The organism is bacterium SCSIO 12827 (assembly GCA_024397995.1).
Lineage (GTDB): Bacteria > Pseudomonadota > Alphaproteobacteria > Rhodospirillales > Casp-alpha2 > UBA1479.
Genome location: CP073746.1, coordinates 3506773 through 3522964 on the forward strand (window position 1 = coordinate 3506773; position 16192 = coordinate 3522964).

Consider the following 16192-nt stretch of genomic DNA (forward strand, 5'->3'; position numbering starts at 1 on the left):
CACATGGAAAACGGTTGGAAACTCGTCATCATTCTGGTGCTCGCCGCCGTGGCCGGCGTCCTGCTGCGCCGTCGGTTTCTGACCGGCGACGCCCCCCTGCGCCATTGGTTCGACACCCGCGTGGCGCCGCTGGGCGGGAAACTGTTCACGGCCTTCTGCTTTCTTACGCTGGCGGCCTGGATCGCGCTGTGGGCCGTTGCCAGCCCGGAAGAACGCGCCCGCTTGCCCGGCGAATTCCAGAAGGTTCTGAGGTCCATGGAATGGGGACAGAAGGACAAGCCCGGCGCCGCAAGTTCAGAGACCACGGCCCCCGCCCCGGCACCCCCGGTCCACGGTCCGGAGCCGGAGCCGGAGACGCCAAAGTGAAAAAGCAGAAGCGGCGGGCCAATCCGGGGGCATCGAAAAAACGCAAGCGCGCGTCCCCGCCCGCGCCCACGGCAAAACCCCGCCCGCAGCCGCAACCGGCCCCGGCCGCGCCGGGACTTGCCGGCTTCGCCCCGCCGGCCATTGATGCCTTGCTCGACACGGGCCGCAGGGCGCTGGCCCAAGGCGACTGGCGGGCGGCATTGGCCGCCGGGCGCGACGCGTTGATGGCCGCACCGGACGACGCGGACGCCCTCAACATCACCGGCGTCGCCGCCTTTCACCTGGGTGACCGGGCCGAGGCCTTGACCCTGTTCGACACAGCCCTGGCCTTTCATCCCGGCCACGGCGAGGCGTTGATGAATCGAGGGAACGTACTGTCCGACATGGGCCAGTGGGGTGCCGCAGAGGCTGCCTATCGTACTGTCCTGAGGACCGACCAAAACCATACGGGCGCGCGCTTCAACCTGGGCGTTCTGTTGGAGGTGTCGGGCAAGTTCACGGAGGCCGAAGCCGCCTTCCGCCACATTCTGGCCCATCAACCCGATCATGCGGAGGCGCTGTTCCACCTGGGTAATATTCTGAAGGCCCTGAACCGCCTGTCCGATGCCCTTGCCCAGTATGACGCGGCCCTCAAGGCCCAGCCGGGCCACGCCGGCGCGGCGACCAACCGGGGGGCCGTGCTGCAGGAAACGGGCAAGCCTTTGGAGGCCCGCGCCGCCTATGCCCAGGCCTTGGCGGCGGAACCGAACAACCCCGATGCACGCTACAACCTGGGCACCCTGTTGCAGGAGACGGGCCATCCGGAAGAAGCCATCACCGAGTACGAGGCCGTGCTGATCCGAGAACCCGGCCATGCGGGCGCCCAAGTCAACATCGCCTATGCGCTGCGCGAACTGGGACGACTGGAGGACGCCCACGAAGCCTCGCGAAAAGCCATCGCCCTCGCCCCCGATTACGATAAAGCCCGGGTCAACCTGGGCGATCTTTTGCTGGAGATGCGCCGGCCCGAGGATGCCGTCACTGAGACGGCGGCCTTTCTCGCCAGTCATCCGGGCAATACCTCGGCCCTGGCATTCCAGGCCATTGCCCTGAACGAGGCCGGCGACCGGGCCGGCGCGGCACGGCTGTTGGATTTTGAACGATTGCTGAGGCCGATTGAGATTTCGCCGCCCGAGGGCTTTGCCAGCGTCGCCGATTTCAACGCCGCCTTGGCTCGCCATCTGCGCGCCCATCCGTCCCTCGCCTATGCGCCCGCCAGTCACGCCACACGCCGGGGACGCCATTCAGGGGAACTGACGATCGGCGACAAGGGTCCCGTGGCCGGGCTTGAACAAACCATTCTGAGGGCGGTTGAGGCCTATCGCAGGGCCCTGCCGCCGGAACCCGATCATCCATTCCTGGCGCAGCGGCCGGACAAGCTGGCGCTGTCGATCTGGGGCGTGGTGATGGAAGATCGGGGCCATCAGATCGCCCATATCCACCCGGCGGCCTGGCTGTCGGGCGTTTTTTATCCGGAAATTCCGGATGTCGTGCGTAACGATGATCCGGATCATCAGGGCTGGATCGAATTCGGCCGGCCGCCTGCTGATTTCCACGCGACGCGGGAACCGATCACGACGCGGGTCTGCCCCCGGGAGGGGCTGATGCTGCTGTTTCCCAGTTATCTGTACCACGAGACAGTGCCGTTCCATGCGCCCGTGGAACGGCTCTCCGTCGCCTTTGATGTGATGGCCGGGGATTAAGCCGGGGCCTAGAAATTACCCTCGACCACGGTCAGGCCAAGAACGTGCCAAGCCTGCATGCCGCCCCGGTAGTAGAGGATCTTGTCCGCCGGATAGCCCTCGCGCAGCATCGCCTTGATCGCCATGGGGGACTGTCCGCACCACGGGCCGTTGCAGAACAAGAGAACCTTTTCCGCCTTGGCGCAGTCCCATTTCTTGTCGGCGCCGCGGGTGCAGCCGATTTCATCGAGGCGTTCCGCCATTTGCGTGTAGGGCATGTTGATGGCCCCCGGAATTGTGCCCTTGACGTGCCATTCGACCGTGCGGCCGTCGATCATCTTGCCGCCCGCCTTGGCGAATTCCAAAAGTTCGACCTCGCCGACCGTGGTCACGCCGGGCGCCACCTGCATGGGCTGAATGCAGAACGGCGGACATTTGCGCGACGTCTTGGCATAGGCCGGGTCGATCGTGTTGTTGGTGTCCTGGTTGCGCATGATCTTCACCGGGCCGTCGGCGGTGGGCACGGTGACGCTGGGCATGCGGGCGTTGATCTTGACCTCCAGGGCGTCGTCATCGGCGGCCGCCTGCGGGGGCGCCGAGACGGCAAGGGTGAACAGACAGACCAGGGCGATCAGGAGATGTTTCATGGGGCGGGGTCCTTGGATGTTTCCGGGGATGTTTCACAATGCACGCAAGCGATACGATGGCGTCGCGCGGGCCTTCATTTTATATTTGATGAATATGATGGCGGGATTTGTACACTCTCGCAAGTGTTGAATGCACCGCGGCCAAAACCCCCGGCGGCCCTCGGAATGGCAGACGGGAAGGCATGTGTCGGTTGAAGGAAATGGTGCACCCGGCACGATTCGAACGTGCGACCTCTGCCTTCGGAGGGCAGCGCTCTATCCAGCTGAGCTACGGGTGCAGCGCGGCGGAAACCTACGCTTTGCAACCTGTTAAGGCAAGGCTTTGATCGGAGGTCATATCCATTTTCTAGCCTGTTGCCACCTTGTTGCCATTCCCCGAGCCTTCGTTTCCTCCTTCCAGGGCTTGGAATGGCAGTTCGAACACGGCTGATTTGATCGCGTCTTCCTGGGGGATGACATAGTAGCTGTCAGTCACTTGGGAAGTGGGCGAATGGCCGAGAAGTGATTTCAAGACCCGCTGGGGAACCTTGCCGTTAATCGCCTGCCACGTCGCATAGGCCTTTCTAAGCGTATGCGGGGTGACGTGGACGGGCTTTCCATCTCGCTTGATGTTCGCTTTCTTCACGGCCTTGTCGAACGCTTTCTTGATGTTCGTGATCGGCCTGTCGGGAACCTTTCCCCGAAACACGTAATCGCCATCTTTCGGCAAGTGCCGCAAAATACCGATCAGTTTTCGGGACAAAGGCACCCGACGGATCGATGCCCTGGTCTTAGGCGTCCATCCATCTTTCGGTTTGAAGTCGGCGTATCCATCGGAAATCGAGATGCGATCCCAGGTGAGGTTGAAGGCCTCTCCTGACCTGCATCCGGTTTCCGCGATGAACGTGACCAACGGCCTGAGCCTTTCGGGAAGATTAGAGATGATCTGTACGACTTCTGCCGGCGTCGGAATGACGGCATTCGACGGTTCTTCCGGTATCCGCTCAACGCGGGGGACGATTGCAATATGTCCATTGCGCTTAGCCCAATTGAGGATTTGCACAACGGTCTTCATGTCGCTGTTGATCGTCGCGGGCGTTCTGCCCTGCTGGCAGCGATAGTCCTGAAACTCCACAAGGCGGGTTTCGGTGATCTTTGCCAGTTCATCATCCCCAAGAAATGCCAGTACGGCTCTCAGACGGTATCCATCCGTTTTAAGGGATATCTCCCGCTTCTTGCTCGTGCTGACCCTCAAGCGTTGCAAGGTCTTCCAATCCTCCACGGCTTGCCGAAACGTTAGCCTGACCTTTGGCGATGGTTCCGGTTGGGAAAGCTCTCCGCGCCGGTATCGTCGTTCCATCCGCTTGGCGTATTCGTCCGCAAGCTTCCGGTTCTTGAAGAACTTGCGGGCGCGTTGGTCGCCGGTGATCGACTTTGGGATGGTGACGACCCACTGACCATTGAGCTTCCCGTTTCGTTTTTGCGGGCTGACCAGGAACGGTCCGAAATGGTGTCCTGTTGTCATGGCGTTCTCCTTCATTGTGAACGCCCCCGCACACTATCCGCTTCCGAGTCTAACAAGCGCCTGCGCCTCCTGGAATTCTCGGATGCGTCCCGCCTCTCATTGATCTTCGTGCGGTGGTATCGCAGCACGTCTTCCTTGGCATACAGGTTCCTGCGGCCAGGTCTTGCGAACGGAAGATCGGCGAACGGGATTTTGCGCACCGTATCGATGGCGACATGAAGGAGCTTGGCGACTCCTTGAATAGCGAGAATATCGCTGTCGGTTCGCTCCAACTCTTTCTGCTTTAGCCAGGCCGCCCGTTGCTTGCGAAGCTTCACCAAGGACGGAGACGGCCCTTTTCGACGGGCAGACCCGTTTGGGTTCTTCCGGCGGCGGAAGCCCTTAGGTGTACGCAACTTTTTCTTTTTGCGGGCCTGCGGCTGTTCGGTAGCTATTTCGCTCATGCCGCCGCCCTCCACAAAAAACTCTGCCATTCCTCATCAAGCAGTCGCAGACGTTCTACGGCACGTTCGTAGGTCTGCGTCACAACGTACACGCCATGCTGCAATCGTCGCAGAATGCCATCCGCTACCAGTCTGGAGATAAACCCTCGATCAAAGCCGCCTCTGATCCGACCATGCCGAATGAGATTTCGACAAAGGTCCACTGCCCTTTCAGGCGTCCTCGTTCGTTTGCAAACGTTGGCAAAAAAGACTTCTGGCGGCTCCCCTGGGGGCGGGGGAATGTTACGACTGCTCGAATGGATTAAGTCGATGTGCGGGAACGCCACCCGCGCCACGTCTTCGATGATTGAGCCGAGTTCCAGGCCTTCATCGTGACGCATTGAGCGACTAATCCCATGCCTCTTGAACGCCTTCACACCGAAAACGCATTCCAGCCTTACCCGCCTGTTGGTTTTTTCGTAGAGCTTCACGCGCTCATCTGGGCCCGCAAAGCCATAGACAAGTAATTGCTCTCGATCTCGTTCCACGTACCCCTGGGCACTTGACCCATAATGATTTTCGAGTGTCCGCGAGAAACTACGATGAACGGTAGGGGCTAGGCTCTGCACCAACGAATGCGGATCATCTGCGGAGACATCGAGTGCAATCTCCATCTCACGAACTGAAATGCCTTCGGGCGTGGAATAGCCTTCCGGCGATAAGGCTTGGGCTAGTTCGTTGGTGAAGTCCGATAGAACAGACTCAATTGTCCAAACCATTTGAGTGGCGACTTCAAAGACGAAATTGTTGTCGTCTTCGATGTCCTCAGGATGCAGCCAGTTCACCGCATCGTTGCGACCGCACTCCCCTTCGTAATCCTCTCGAAGACAATGAAGATATGAGAGCGGATTGACCTTCACGTAGATGCAAATAGGAGCGTCTGGTTGCGGTCGCGTGAGCCGTACGGACTGGACGTGATCCGCTGTAGCCTGACTGGTCAGGCGTCCGAAGTTCATTCTGCGGCTTGCCGCATTCTGCGTTCGCGTTCGACGGAACCCAAATTCCTGTACCAGAACGTTCGCAACGTTCCTGAATGAGGCACGAGGAACGCGATATCTAAAGTTCAATGTTATGGCATCAGGATAGAGGCTACTGACACTGATTGGGCTATGTGCATTCGGCAAAGGCATTTGATCTTTCCTTATCCTATTAAGACGACGGGGCCTCCTTTCGCCGAAGCGGGTCGGTTTGGCCATCATCCATAGAATGCCTGAGAAAGATCGGTTTTAGAGTTACCCGCAGCTTTTAACGGCAGAAAGTATCGTACACCTCCTGAAACAACGAATGACCTGCCTCCCAAGGTAATTCACCGTCACAACTGTCCCGCAGTCGAATGAGCCGCTTCCGAACGAGGGCAACCAATTGCTCCTTCGCATCGTACGCAGTATTTTTCGGCTTCTTGATGGTGAGGATATGTTCGAATGCATTGGCCAAGGGATACCAGTTGCGTCGCTCGACCCGCGTACGCCCATTGGCAGCGATGTAACCAAGTATGATTAAGGTTTGAACGCGCTCAAGAAACCGTTCGGTATAAGTTTCACGTTTGTCTGCTGTGCCTTGGAAGACCGCCGTCCCTCGTCTGCCGTCAGCCATCAATTGGTATTGGCCTAACCAAAACTGGCGTTTTTTGTCAGACCGCCAATCCTCGCAAGATTTAACACCGATAAGAAGTGCTTCACAAATCTTGGGCTCTATACCGTTTCGCTCAGCAGCCCGTATCGCCTTCCGAAGGCTCTCCCACTGCTTTTGCTTCCTAAACGCCCGTGCGTTTCGGCTGGCATGAAGATGCACAAAATCTGGAAGTTCATCAGGGATCAAAACCATTCAAGGATGCTAGCACTGACTCGGAAGTGCCGTACACCTAAATGGCAGCCTATCTCTCAAACCTCCTGGACGCTCCGCATCATCAATTTTCTAACTGTACTTGGATACCACTCCCCGCCCCGTGCCGTCGCAATGCCACGCATGTTGAGGGCGTCGGCTATCGCTGTGTAGGTGACGGCACCCGTGGCTTGGATGTCGCGAATGACGGGAAGCACGTTGGCGGCGAATTGATCGGCACGACGAAGGCGCTCCCTGAGGCCCTTGGACTGCGCTTCGGCCAGGTTCGTCCGATTGCCGAGGCTCGCCCCCGCCGCCCGCTTGGCTTGCAACGCGGCTTTTGTCCGTTCGGCGATGAGGTTCCGCTCCTTCTCCGCCAGGGCGGCGTAGATATGGAGCATGAACGGCTCAACCTCTGGGCCGAGTTCCGCCACGATGAAGCGGACGTTCCGAGCGACTAAGCCTGAGATGAAATGCACGTCGCGACTGAGACGATCCAGCTTCGCGACCAGCACGGGGCATTTCCGCTTCTTAGCGTCGGATAGAGCCGCAGCGAGGCGTGGGCGCCTGTCGATAGCGTCGGCCCCCTTACCCGTCTCGACCTCGGAATGCTCTTGTACGATCTCGTATCCGTTCTGTAGGGCGAATTGACGGCATACGGTGCGTTGCGCTTCCAGCCCGAGGCCGCTTTTGCCCTGCCGGTCGGTGGATACACGGGTATAGAGAACGATGGGATGCATGGCCTTTACCTTGATTAAACGTGGGTTTAGTTCGTCTAATCCAGACCTTGCCAACCACGAATTCTGGCCTGCAAACCTAATCGCTCTCCTTTGATCTGCTATTTCGACATGGGGTTCTGCCCGCAAAACATGGCAGGCCAAAAGACGACGTTTGTCTCTTGGAGGATAGCCCGCGCGATCCAGACTTACTGTTTGTGTCGCTAGGCCTGTTTACTACGGCGTCAATGCGTAGAGCGCGAAGAAGCAAATCGCAGCGACGCCCAGGACCATGGCCGCAGCGCCCAGGTAATCATTTCGCGACAACCCGACCCAAACGGAGGGCAGGAATTGCCGAACGATGCCTTGCGCATTCGGTCGCTGGTCACGCCCGCTCTTTCTTCGGTCGTAGATGTAAACGGCCAACACAAAGACCACCAGCACGGGGAAAGACCAAAGCGTCCATTTGAAAACGCGGATGGGGTCTCCGCTGGCAATTGCCACCAAGACAAAAATACCTGCATAGGCAATGAACGAGAGAGTGGCCCGAACGAAGTTACCGCCGCCCAGAAGGACCAACAGAATGCAGAATAGGAGAATGACGATGAGCCAAATCATCGGGACAGGGGCCGCCTATCTGCCCTTGGCAGCGGCAAAGACGATGCCCGTATCGATCACGCCATAGATACAGCGCATTTCATTGAGCACCAACCCGCCGAACTTATTCTTCCCCCTGATGCGGGCCGTGTAGACGACGCGGCGGGGCGGCAGGTGATCCCACTTCTGCCCGTAGGTGGTATCGATCCAGATACGGTTGATCTCAAGCGGCCCCGCCAGTTCGAAGGAACTCGGGTCATGCATGTTCCGCTTGAAGTCGGTGATGCAGAGTTCCTTGTCGGCATCTGTGAAATGCTTCTGAGCGATGGCGATATCCCGTTCGATATCGGCGGCGCGTTGCGCACGGTCTTGCGTCGTCTGACAGGCCGCTACCGTTCCCGCAATTGCCAGCGCGGCGACAGCGGAATTCATGCGCCGGCGACGGCACTGCTTAAAGCGTTCACTCATCAGACGATCCCCTATCGTGGGAGCCAGAGCTTGCGGCACGCCTACCGCAAGGTGACTACACTTAACCCTGGTGATCGGGGAGTTAGTAAGCCGTAGCAAGACGGCCCCTGTGACCTTTAGGCGGAGAGCCCTGGACTTACGTCACAGGCTCCCCGACCGCATAGGTCAAGGGTGGTTTTGCGGTCCCACCAGACCGCTTGCTACGGGGTTACTACGCCCCAGAACGATGCGTCTTCGCTCCGAGGCACAGAGTAATCAATTAATACAAGGTCAGAAAGGGTAATCGCTGAATTGCTGGTCAGTCTTCGCCCCGACGCTTCCACGCAAATCCGCGATAGCCTTTCCTGAAGAACAGATACAATTTTTTGCGGAATTCATTGTAGGTGGGGTCTGGTGCCCATGCCTCCGTTTTCGCCAATCTGAGCGTCACGGGGCATTGGTATCTGGGCTTTTCTAGCTATCGCAGATCGCAGATTAGGGAATTTGCGTTCATCATTGCAGATTTGGCTAAGGGCCTCTTATGACTCGATGAATCTGCGATCCAGGCAACGTTCCATAGAGTGCTTATCGACATAAGGTAGGTTAGTCGTCCCACACGATTCCTTGGGGAAGACCAATAGTATCACCCCGCAATCCGTCTCATATCGAATGCCCAAGACAGCAAGCCAATTAGACTTTATTTTCTAGTTTTGCGCCTTGATCTTCTTTTTCTTTTTTGAGCGCTGGCATGGGAATCGGATAATTTCGCCTCCCGTTGAATTTCTGCTTTTCTTAGCGTAATTCGTGTGGGCTTCAATATTTCGTCTGCAAGGTTCAACAACAACAATCGGTCTTTTGAGTTCCAGTGATCCCAATAAACACGGGTTAATATGTGTTCACTAAGCATTACCCTAAAGAAGACTCCTGGGTTCACTTTCTTGAGCGCTGCATCTATGAGCTTCACTCCTGAAGGGGTATCCAAATCCGCAATCCAACACCCTTTTAGAACCTCCTCTACTCCATTGTTTGTATTTACCGCTTCGATGGATTTTGAGAGGACTTTGTGACGCCCAAACTCATCAAAGACATAAAAAACAAAACCCGTTGCCTCACTCAAAATATCGATCTGCAGCCGTTCTGCTATGTGATCGAGCAAATTATCAATACGATTTCGCTTTTCTTCAGTAGAAAGAGCATTTCGAAATTCAAGGTACTCTTCGGACCTCTTCAAATCTTCCGCTATCTCTTCGACAGATATGCTTGAGCGATCTCGGGTCCAGCCATTAATAATGTTTGATGCTAGCTTTAGAATTCCGGCAACCAAATCTTGCTTTGTTTTTCCTTCAATCCGTTCTGCGCCAGCGGATAATGCCGTGCACCCAATCATCAGATCGAATGCAGCCCAATGCTTCCGCTCTTTGACAATCTCCTCAGCCTCGTCCTTTTCTCCTACGTCAGAGGCATGCCGCTCAGTTTGAAGCAGCACTTGATTGGTAAAATCTAAAGCTGCCTGCTTTTCTCTCGCAGCCGAATTTCCCTCTTGCACTGTAGCCACTGCTTCTGTAATCGCGTTTCTCGCCCGTCGAACATGAGCTGGCCACGACAATCCAATCGTGTCGAGACTATGAGTATTCATTATGTGCCCCTCGGGGTACATTTCAGATATCGCGGCCGAACTATTTTCTATTCTATTTTTAATTATATCCAACAAACCATTATTAACTGACATTTCACAATATAAATCAAGCGTACCAAAATCAACAAACCTAGAACTAAAATCAAAATACTTAATATCAGAACCAGGCCTCTCGCACATTTCAGTTGCAAGTAAGTAGCTCTCCATAAATGGTAAAACAAATTCTACATGGCCAAATTCTTCACGCAAAAATCCAAATGAGAAGAAACCCTCAATGAATTTCGTCGCGTCTATAGGGTAGTCCATTTTTTTTGCGAACTCTTCGGCGCGCAGCACCAGACCTGCCTTTGATATCTTCAAAAGCTCAACTTTTAAATCAAACGCAAGATGCTGGAGGAATTTCTGCCTCGTCGTCCTGCTTAAAGATACATCATCCGTGTCACCCATAACCATAAAGGTCAAATAGCCTTGAACCGCTAATTGGATGAGCTCCGACCTTCTATTGGCCTGCAAAAACGCCATTAGAGTTGCTTCAGGGATGCCCGCGAAATAAGAGGGGTGAGCGTTAAGGTCAAAACGAGAGAAGACATTATTTAAACGACTGGCGAGCACCTCCGCCTTTTGCGGCTCTAGTTCAAATGATTTTTGAAGGAATAACGTTAATTCTAGAAAAGAAACCCGATCTACAGAATAAATCTGGGCCCCAATTTTCTTGGCAACTGAATCTCCCGAATGAAGATTGCTGCTTTCTCGAGACACCAGCACAAACTGAAGGTCGGGATTAGATTCTATTTGTTGCATCAAGAATTTCCGACGGTTCTGAGTGCTGAGGTTCGGCCCTGCAACAATTACAATCGGCAAACATCCATGATGTTCAACTAGATTACTGATGTCATAAGGGCCAATTAGATCTGAAATCGATCCATTCGGAGGCGATATCTGGCCACCATCAAGGACTATCGGATATGCGATCTTCCCGGATATTTCGGCACCAAGGATATGCTGCCCAATCACCCAGGGAAGGCTGTCATCAGGATAACTACTTTTAAGGTTAATCCATGAAATACGGTGCGTCGCTATTACTTCGTTGATTTCCTTCCCTGCCTCGGAGCGCTCGCTCTCCTGGACCGCAGATAAGGAGATTCTACTAAATCGCGGAGTAGGAAGAACATATCCAGAAGGCTTGTGCCTGTATTCTGGAGACAGTTCCGCAAGTGAGCTTTCAATCTCTTTAGAAACTCGAATAATTTGAGCCTGCAAATAATTGGATGACTGAACGTCCGGACCTTTATCAATCTCTAATGGAAGTGTGCGATTTTTGAATTGCTTCACAGAGCTTACGAAAGCATCAGAAAACATTTGCTTATAAAGAAAACGAGCAGCGTTGTGCGCCGCGCAAATGCGCGCAAGACCTTTTGTGCGTTCTTCGAGAGCATTTTTGTCGCCATCTGCTTGGTCACAAATGCCCCTAATGATGATAACGTTGTTATCAGGAACACGAGAACTAATGGCCTCGAATATTCCCGCGCTTTCCATTTCAACCGCCAACATTTGCCGGTTCAAAACCTTAAGGTCTTCCTTAAATTTTTTTGACTTGATAACCGGCCCACAAATGATCGGACCTGATGCCCGCGCATCTACCTTTTCCGGAACATCCGCACATTCCTCTTCAGATAGTCCCAGATTTTCCACAAAACGAGCTCGGTTCTGTGCACAAAGTTCCTGCCAATTTTCAAAATGGTGTTTAGTTGGCGGATGATTCCGCAAAAAAATCGTTGCTCTGAATAAATCTTTATCTGAGCGGTACGTTTCCGGAGAAAAAGCAAGCTTTGGTTCGGCATCAGCTACTCCCGATGCCGAAAGATTATTTGTCACATCTATAAGCTCGCCACCGTAACAAACGTCTCCAATCGAATTGTCTTTATTCAGGCTTCCCGCAATTCCATAAGAAACGAAGACACCAACATCAAATCGTCGTAGAGCATACTCTGTCGCATCCCTAGCAACCTTCTTCCCCATGTCAGCTAATAATATTGAAGCAATTCTGATGTCCCCATTCGGAGCAACTAATTCTGAAACAATATAGTCCCCTTCTGATAGGTCCGATTTGAACTCAAACGTGCTCATCAAAACATCGTGCTCCTCCTCAAGGGGCACAAAAATCAAAATGTCGAAAAACTCTTTTTCCATCAAAGCAGCCTATACAAAATTGGGATGTTACGGGGATACTCCGGTGACTCAGTTTGTAACAATAGAAGAATTTCATATTAGGTGCAGCAACTAGCACGAACAAAACTGACGCAAGGCACATCTCGAGGTTAATATTTGCCGCATCCGATTTAAACGGCATTGTAGAAGTTGCCGCCTTCCCACGTTTGCTGCCATCTGCTGCCATTCCCTACACCCAACGAAGCCATAACCGACACAAAAGAGCGTCGGAGCGGATAGCGTGCGGGGGCTTTAAGTTGTTGAGATTTAGCGGCTTTCGGATTTAGCGATTTTTGCCCTGGAGAGTTCGGAGGGCAGCGCTCTATCCAGCTGAGCTACGGGTGCCTTGGTCGGCGCTGGCGCGAACGGGCGGACCATACGCCGAACCCTTGCCCGCTGGCAAGCATTGCGCGCCCCCGAAATCATGGGCAGACTTCCGTCATGCAGGGGCTTCAGCGCCGCAACAAGGCGCCGGGCCCGCTTGTTCCTTGGGAGGGAAACAGATGACACAGAGCCTTACGTTCCGCACGCCCGTCCACGCCGTTCTGGCCACGGCCGCCGTCGCCGTTGTTGCCGCCCTGTCCGCCAGCCCCGCCTGGGCCACGGGCGACGTGAAGATCACCCCGCTTGGCAGCCACGAAGGTGAGTTCTGCCGCCAGGACCGGGCCTTGATTTTCGAGGATCCTGACGGCACGCGGCTGCTTTATGATCCGGGCCGCACGGTTGCGGGGGGCAACGACCCGCGCCTGGGCAAGATCGACGCCGTCCTGGTCAGCCATATGCACGGCGACCACGCGGGCGACCGCCACCTGCCCGCCCCGGGGGCCGGGACCTGCGCCAAGCCCGACGTTTCAGCCAAGGCGACACCCAACACAAGCGCCGTCAACATCGCGCTGGCGACCGGAGCGAAGATCGTCACCGGTTCCGAAATGCCCAAGTTCTTCGCGGGCAAGCTGAAGGCGTTGGGCGGGGACCCCAAGAAATCCGTGCTGGTACGTTTCGGCGCCTCGACTGCCGTCGGCGGCGTCACCATCACCACCGTGCCGGCCGTCCATTCCAACGGCGTCGCCGGCGCCATGGTCGGCGGTGATCTCGGCAAGATGCTGGATGCGTCGGGGCTGACCGCCTACGCCGGGCCGTCCACGGGCTACGTGCTGACCTTTTCCAACGGCCTGGTCACCTATCTCTCCGGCGACACCGGCATGACGGCGGAACAGAAAACCGTGGTCGGCGATCACTACAAGGCCCAGTTGGCGGTCATGAACATCGGCGACACCTACACCACCGGCCCCATGGAGGCGGCCTATGTCATCAACGACCTGATCAAACCGGCCTCCGTCATCGCGTCCCACGCCAACGAGACGGGCACCGAGGGCGGCAAGGTCGTCGGCAAGCGGACCCTGACCTTCATCAAGGCGGCCAAGGTGCCGGTGCACGTGCCCCTGAGCGGCAACACGATGTCGTTCGACGGGGCCGGCAAATGCACGGCCGGCTGTTGACCGCTAGGGAGATGTCTTAAGCGCCCGGGCCGCCCGCCCGTCCGCGCCGGACGGCGGGGGGGCCTGGGCGTTTTCGATCCAGGCGCGGATGTCGCGCCACACGGTCTCGGCGTTGAGGTCGCGCAGCAGCATGTGATAGCCGCCGTCGTAGAGGGCGAAGGTCTGGCGATCCTTGGCGGCGGCCGGAAGGCGGCGTACCATCTCGAACGTCGGCCGGCCGGGAATGATGTCGTCCTTGGCGCCATAAAGAATCAGCGCCTTTTCGGAAAACTGGGGGGCCGCGGCCAGCGCCCGGTCCATCAGTTCAACCAAGCCGTAAATGGTTTCGACCCGCGTACGCTTGATGACCCGCCAGTCGCGGCCAAGTGCACGCAGCATGTCGATGTTGTCCGACGGCTGAATGTTGAGGCCCTGCGCCGTCAGGCGGAAAGTCGGGATGGTATGGGCCGTGAGCCACAGCGCGCCCCGCTCGTACCACGCCATGGCGGCACGGCCCCAAACGGCGGGGGCGGCCAGGATCATGCCGTCGGCATCGGGCCGGGTTTCCGCCGGGCCCGCCCCAGCAACCAGGGCGACGGCGCCGCCCATGCTGTCGCCCAGCACATAGACCGGAACCCCCGGATGGGTGCGGCGCACGAGGGCCGTGAAATCGGCGAGGTCGCGGGCATAAGCATCTGCCCCGGCCCACAGGCCGATGCCGATACCGTCGCCAAAGCCGCGCTGATCGTACGCGTAAGACGCAATGCCCCGGCCCGCCAGCCAAGCCCCCGGGGCCGCGAAAAAGTTGGAATAGTCGTTGAACCCATGAAGGGCAACGACGATGGCCCTGGCCGGCCCCTTGGGCCGCCATGACCGCACGGTCATGCGGATGCCGTCGCGGGCGACGAACCAGTCCATCAGGAAGTGGGGCGTGGTCGCCGCCGGTCCCGCCGGATAGGTCAGCGGCACAGCGCAGGCCGCGAGCAGCCCGCAGATCGCCAGGGCGGCGAGCCGCCGCAGGAGGCCCCGGGTCATTGCCCGGCGGCCGCCCGGTCGCCGTCCGTGGGGCCGCCGGACGTCAGGCGCAGGAACACGTCTTCCAGCGCCGCTTCCTTGGTCGTGAGATTGGTGATGACGTAGCCCGCATCCTGCATAGCGGCGATGATTTGGCCCGAATGGGCCTGCGACGGCGGAAAGGACACGGAAATCTGCCGGGGCGTGGGCAATTCCGTGCGGAACGTGCTCAGAATTTCCGGCACATCGGTGATGTCGCGGTCGACGGTGATCAGCATTTCCTTGGAATCCAGGCGCGCCAGCAGCGCTGCCGTATCATCGCAGGCGACCAGCTCACCATGGTTGATGATGGCGACCCGGTCACACAGCGCCTGGGCTTCCTCCAAATAATGGGTGGTCAGCAGGATCGTCGTGCCGCGCGCGTTGAGATCGCGCATGGTGACCCAAAGCTGGCGGCGCAGTTCCACATCGACCCCCGCCGTGGGCTCGTCCAGGATCAGCACCGGCGGCGAATGGACCATGGCCTTGGCGACCAGCATGCGCCGGCGCATGCCGCCCGACAACGAGCGGGCATAAGCATTTGCTTTGTCGGCCAGGCCAACGGCTGCGAGAATGTCGTCGGAGCGACGACGGCTGACCGGCACGCCGAACAGGCCGGCCTGAACCTCCAGCAATTCGCGCGGTGTGAAAAACGGGTCCAGGTTCAGTTCCTGGGGCACCACGCCGAGTGACAACCGCGCCGCCCGCATGTCACGGTCAATGTCATGGCCCCACACCCGGGCCTGGCCCGAGGATTTGATGACCAAACCCGACAAAATGTTGATGAGTGTCGATTTGCCCGCCCCGTTGGGCCCCAACAGCGCGAAAAACGAGCCCCGGGGCACGTTCAGCGAAAGGTCCTTGAGCGCCGCCACGGTCTGGCCCGTGTCCCCGGGCACATTGCCGCCGCGCCCGTAGACCTTACGTAAATGGCTGATTTCCACCGCGAATTCAGGCTGGCTCCGGGCGGTATCGGAAGTTTGGACCGTCATTGGCTCCTCGGGAGGGCGCCGGTACGCCGGACCGGATCGGTCGGCGGCGCCGGAATGATGCCGCTGCATATTGATTGTCGGGCCGCAATCGGTATCATCCGCTCAAGCGCAGGGTCAACGGTCATGGCCTGACCCGGGCGGACTGGAACAGCGAATCAAGGGATACGACATGGACCCGGAAGAACCCATCTACGTGGACACGCCGATCGTCGCCTGCGACGGAGGCGGCGGCGCGCTGGGCCACCCAAAGGTGTTCCTGAAGTTCGACGAAGAGGCGGAGGTTGTCTGCCCCTATTGCTCAAAACGCTATCTTCTCAACCCTGACGCCCCGGTCGCCAGCCACGGCCACTAGGCTGCGGCCTTGGTCTTCGCCTGGCCCAAGGGGATGGCTTAAATATCCTTGCCCCGGCAGGTTAACCGGCGGGGTGTTCTCGTCGCCGCAACGGCGCATATCTAACGCCCTTTCGGTCGCGATGACGAACGGCCGTTCGTCATAGATAAACCCTTCATGCCCGCCCGCCCGT

Annotated in this window: 15 protein-coding genes and 1 tRNA gene; 4 read left to right on the forward strand and 12 right to left on the reverse strand. The window is 57.3% G+C overall.

The genetic code is table 11. The annotated features are described in order from the left end of the window. Window positions 1–3: 3 nt before the first annotated feature. Entirely contained in the window at window positions 4–366 is a 363-nt protein-coding gene (locus KFF05_16400; protein ID UTW51460.1) for a hypothetical protein, read from the forward strand. Further along, a complete protein-coding gene (locus tag KFF05_16405) occupies window positions 363–2108 on the forward strand; it encodes a tetratricopeptide repeat protein (protein UTW51461.1) in 1746 nt (581 codons plus the stop codon). Before KFF05_16400 ends, KFF05_16405 begins: the two co-directional genes overlap by 4 nt. Window positions 2109–2116: 8 nt before the next feature. Here the strand turns inward: KFF05_16405 and KFF05_16410 are convergent, their stop codons facing one another. From KFF05_16410 to KFF05_16455, 10 genes are all read right to left on the reverse strand, one after another. After that, window positions 2117–2734 (reverse strand): rhodanese-like domain-containing protein, encoded by a 618-nt coding sequence (locus KFF05_16410; GenBank protein UTW51462.1) that lies wholly within the window; start codon window positions 2732–2734, stop codon window positions 2117–2119. A 201-nt stretch (window positions 2735–2935) separates the two neighbouring features. Continuing rightward, window positions 2936–3012: transfer RNA gene (locus KFF05_16415), tRNA-Arg, on the reverse strand. 68 nt (window positions 3013–3080) lie between these two features. After that, window positions 3081–4253, reverse strand: coding sequence for a site-specific integrase (locus tag KFF05_16420; protein UTW51463.1), 1173 nt, complete (start codon window positions 4251–4253; stop codon window positions 3081–3083). Then, window positions 4250–4681, reverse strand: coding sequence for a hypothetical protein (locus KFF05_16425; protein ID UTW51464.1), 432 nt, complete (start codon window positions 4679–4681; stop codon window positions 4250–4252). The genes KFF05_16420 and KFF05_16425 overlap by 4 nt, the downstream gene beginning before the upstream one ends. Next, window positions 4678–5676 (reverse strand): hypothetical protein, encoded by a 999-nt coding sequence (locus KFF05_16430; protein UTW51465.1) that lies wholly within the window; start codon window positions 5674–5676, stop codon window positions 4678–4680. The genes KFF05_16425 and KFF05_16430 overlap by 4 nt, the downstream gene beginning before the upstream one ends. A gap of 289 nt (window positions 5677–5965) precedes the next feature. Continuing rightward, a complete protein-coding gene (locus KFF05_16435) occupies window positions 5966–6544 on the reverse strand; it encodes a hypothetical protein (GenBank protein UTW51466.1) in 579 nt (192 codons plus the stop codon). Window positions 6545–6600: 56 nt separating this feature from the next. Continuing rightward, window positions 6601–7281, reverse strand: coding sequence for a recombinase family protein (locus tag KFF05_16440; GenBank protein UTW51467.1), 681 nt, complete (start codon window positions 7279–7281; stop codon window positions 6601–6603). A gap of 213 nt (window positions 7282–7494) precedes the next feature. Then, window positions 7495–7875, reverse strand: a complete 381-nt coding sequence (locus tag KFF05_16445; GenBank protein ID UTW51468.1) for a hypothetical protein — start codon at window positions 7873–7875, stop codon at window positions 7495–7497. A gap of 15 nt (window positions 7876–7890) precedes the next feature. Continuing rightward, window positions 7891–8322 (reverse strand): hypothetical protein, encoded by a 432-nt coding sequence (locus KFF05_16450; protein UTW51469.1) that lies wholly within the window; start codon window positions 8320–8322, stop codon window positions 7891–7893. A gap of 676 nt (window positions 8323–8998) precedes the next feature. Then, entirely contained in the window at window positions 8999–12127 is a 3129-nt protein-coding gene (locus KFF05_16455) for a hypothetical protein (GenBank protein UTW51470.1), read from the reverse strand. A gap of 521 nt (window positions 12128–12648) precedes the next feature. On the opposite strand from KFF05_16455, the gene KFF05_16460 reads away from it, so the two are divergent. Beyond that, complete coding sequence (locus tag KFF05_16460) at window positions 12649–13644, forward strand: MBL fold metallo-hydrolase (GenBank protein ID UTW51471.1); 996 nt, start codon at window positions 12649–12651, stop codon at window positions 13642–13644. A 3-nt stretch (window positions 13645–13647) separates the two neighbouring features. Here KFF05_16460 and KFF05_16465 read toward each other — a convergent pair whose 3' ends face one another. After that, on the reverse strand, window positions 13648–14658 hold the full coding sequence (locus KFF05_16465) for a lysophospholipase (GenBank protein ID UTW51472.1): 1011 nt from the start codon (window positions 14656–14658) through the stop codon (window positions 13648–13650). After that, a complete protein-coding gene (locus KFF05_16470) occupies window positions 14655–15668 on the reverse strand; it encodes an ABC transporter ATP-binding protein (protein ID UTW51473.1) in 1014 nt (337 codons plus the stop codon). The genes KFF05_16465 and KFF05_16470 overlap by 4 nt, the downstream gene beginning before the upstream one ends. Before the next feature lie 169 nt (window positions 15669–15837). Here KFF05_16470 and KFF05_16475 point away from each other — a divergent pair, with 169 nt between their 5' ends. After that, the gene (locus KFF05_16475) at window positions 15838–16020 is read left to right on the forward strand and encodes a zinc-finger domain-containing protein (protein ID UTW51474.1); all 183 of its coding nucleotides are present in this window, start codon (window positions 15838–15840) and stop codon (window positions 16018–16020) included. Window positions 16021–16192 lie beyond the last annotated feature (172 nt).

Bases quoted from the DNA above. Each gene is read 5' to 3' on its own strand.
- KFF05_16400 (UTW51460.1), top strand. From the start codon at position 4: ATGGAAAACGGTTGGAAACTCGTCATCATTCTGGTGCTCGCCGCCGTG.
- KFF05_16430 (UTW51465.1), bottom strand. From the start codon at position 5,676: ATGAACTTCGGACGCCTGACCAGTCAGGCTACAGCGGATCACGTCCAG.
- KFF05_16465 (UTW51472.1), bottom strand. From the start codon at position 14,658: ATGACCCGGGGCCTCCTGCGGCGGCTCGCCGCCCTGGCGATCTGCGGG.
- KFF05_16470 (UTW51473.1), bottom strand. From the start codon at position 15,668: ATGACGGTCCAAACTTCCGATACCGCCCGGAGCCAGCCTGAATTCGCG.
- KFF05_16475 (UTW51474.1), top strand. From the start codon at position 15,838: ATGGACCCGGAAGAACCCATCTACGTGGACACGCCGATCGTCGCCTGC.
- KFF05_16410 (UTW51462.1), bottom strand. From the start codon at position 2,734: ATGAAACATCTCCTGATCGCCCTGGTCTGTCTGTTCACCCTTGCCGTC.
- KFF05_16455 (UTW51470.1), bottom strand. From the start codon at position 12,127: ATGGAAAAAGAGTTTTTCGACATTTTGATTTTTGTGCCCCTTGAGGAG.
- KFF05_16460 (UTW51471.1), top strand. From the start codon at position 12,649: ATGACACAGAGCCTTACGTTCCGCACGCCCGTCCACGCCGTTCTGGCC.
- KFF05_16435 (UTW51466.1), bottom strand. From the start codon at position 6,544: ATGGTTTTGATCCCTGATGAACTTCCAGATTTTGTGCATCTTCATGCC.
- KFF05_16450 (UTW51469.1), bottom strand. From the start codon at position 8,322: ATGAGTGAACGCTTTAAGCAGTGCCGTCGCCGGCGCATGAATTCCGCT.
- KFF05_16425 (UTW51464.1), bottom strand. From the start codon at position 4,681: ATGAGCGAAATAGCTACCGAACAGCCGCAGGCCCGCAAAAAGAAAAAG.
- KFF05_16445 (UTW51468.1), bottom strand. From the start codon at position 7,875: ATGATTTGGCTCATCGTCATTCTCCTATTCTGCATTCTGTTGGTCCTT.
- KFF05_16420 (UTW51463.1), bottom strand. From the start codon at position 4,253: ATGAAGGAGAACGCCATGACAACAGGACACCATTTCGGACCGTTCCTG.
- KFF05_16440 (UTW51467.1), bottom strand. From the start codon at position 7,281: ATGCATCCCATCGTTCTCTATACCCGTGTATCCACCGACCGGCAGGGC.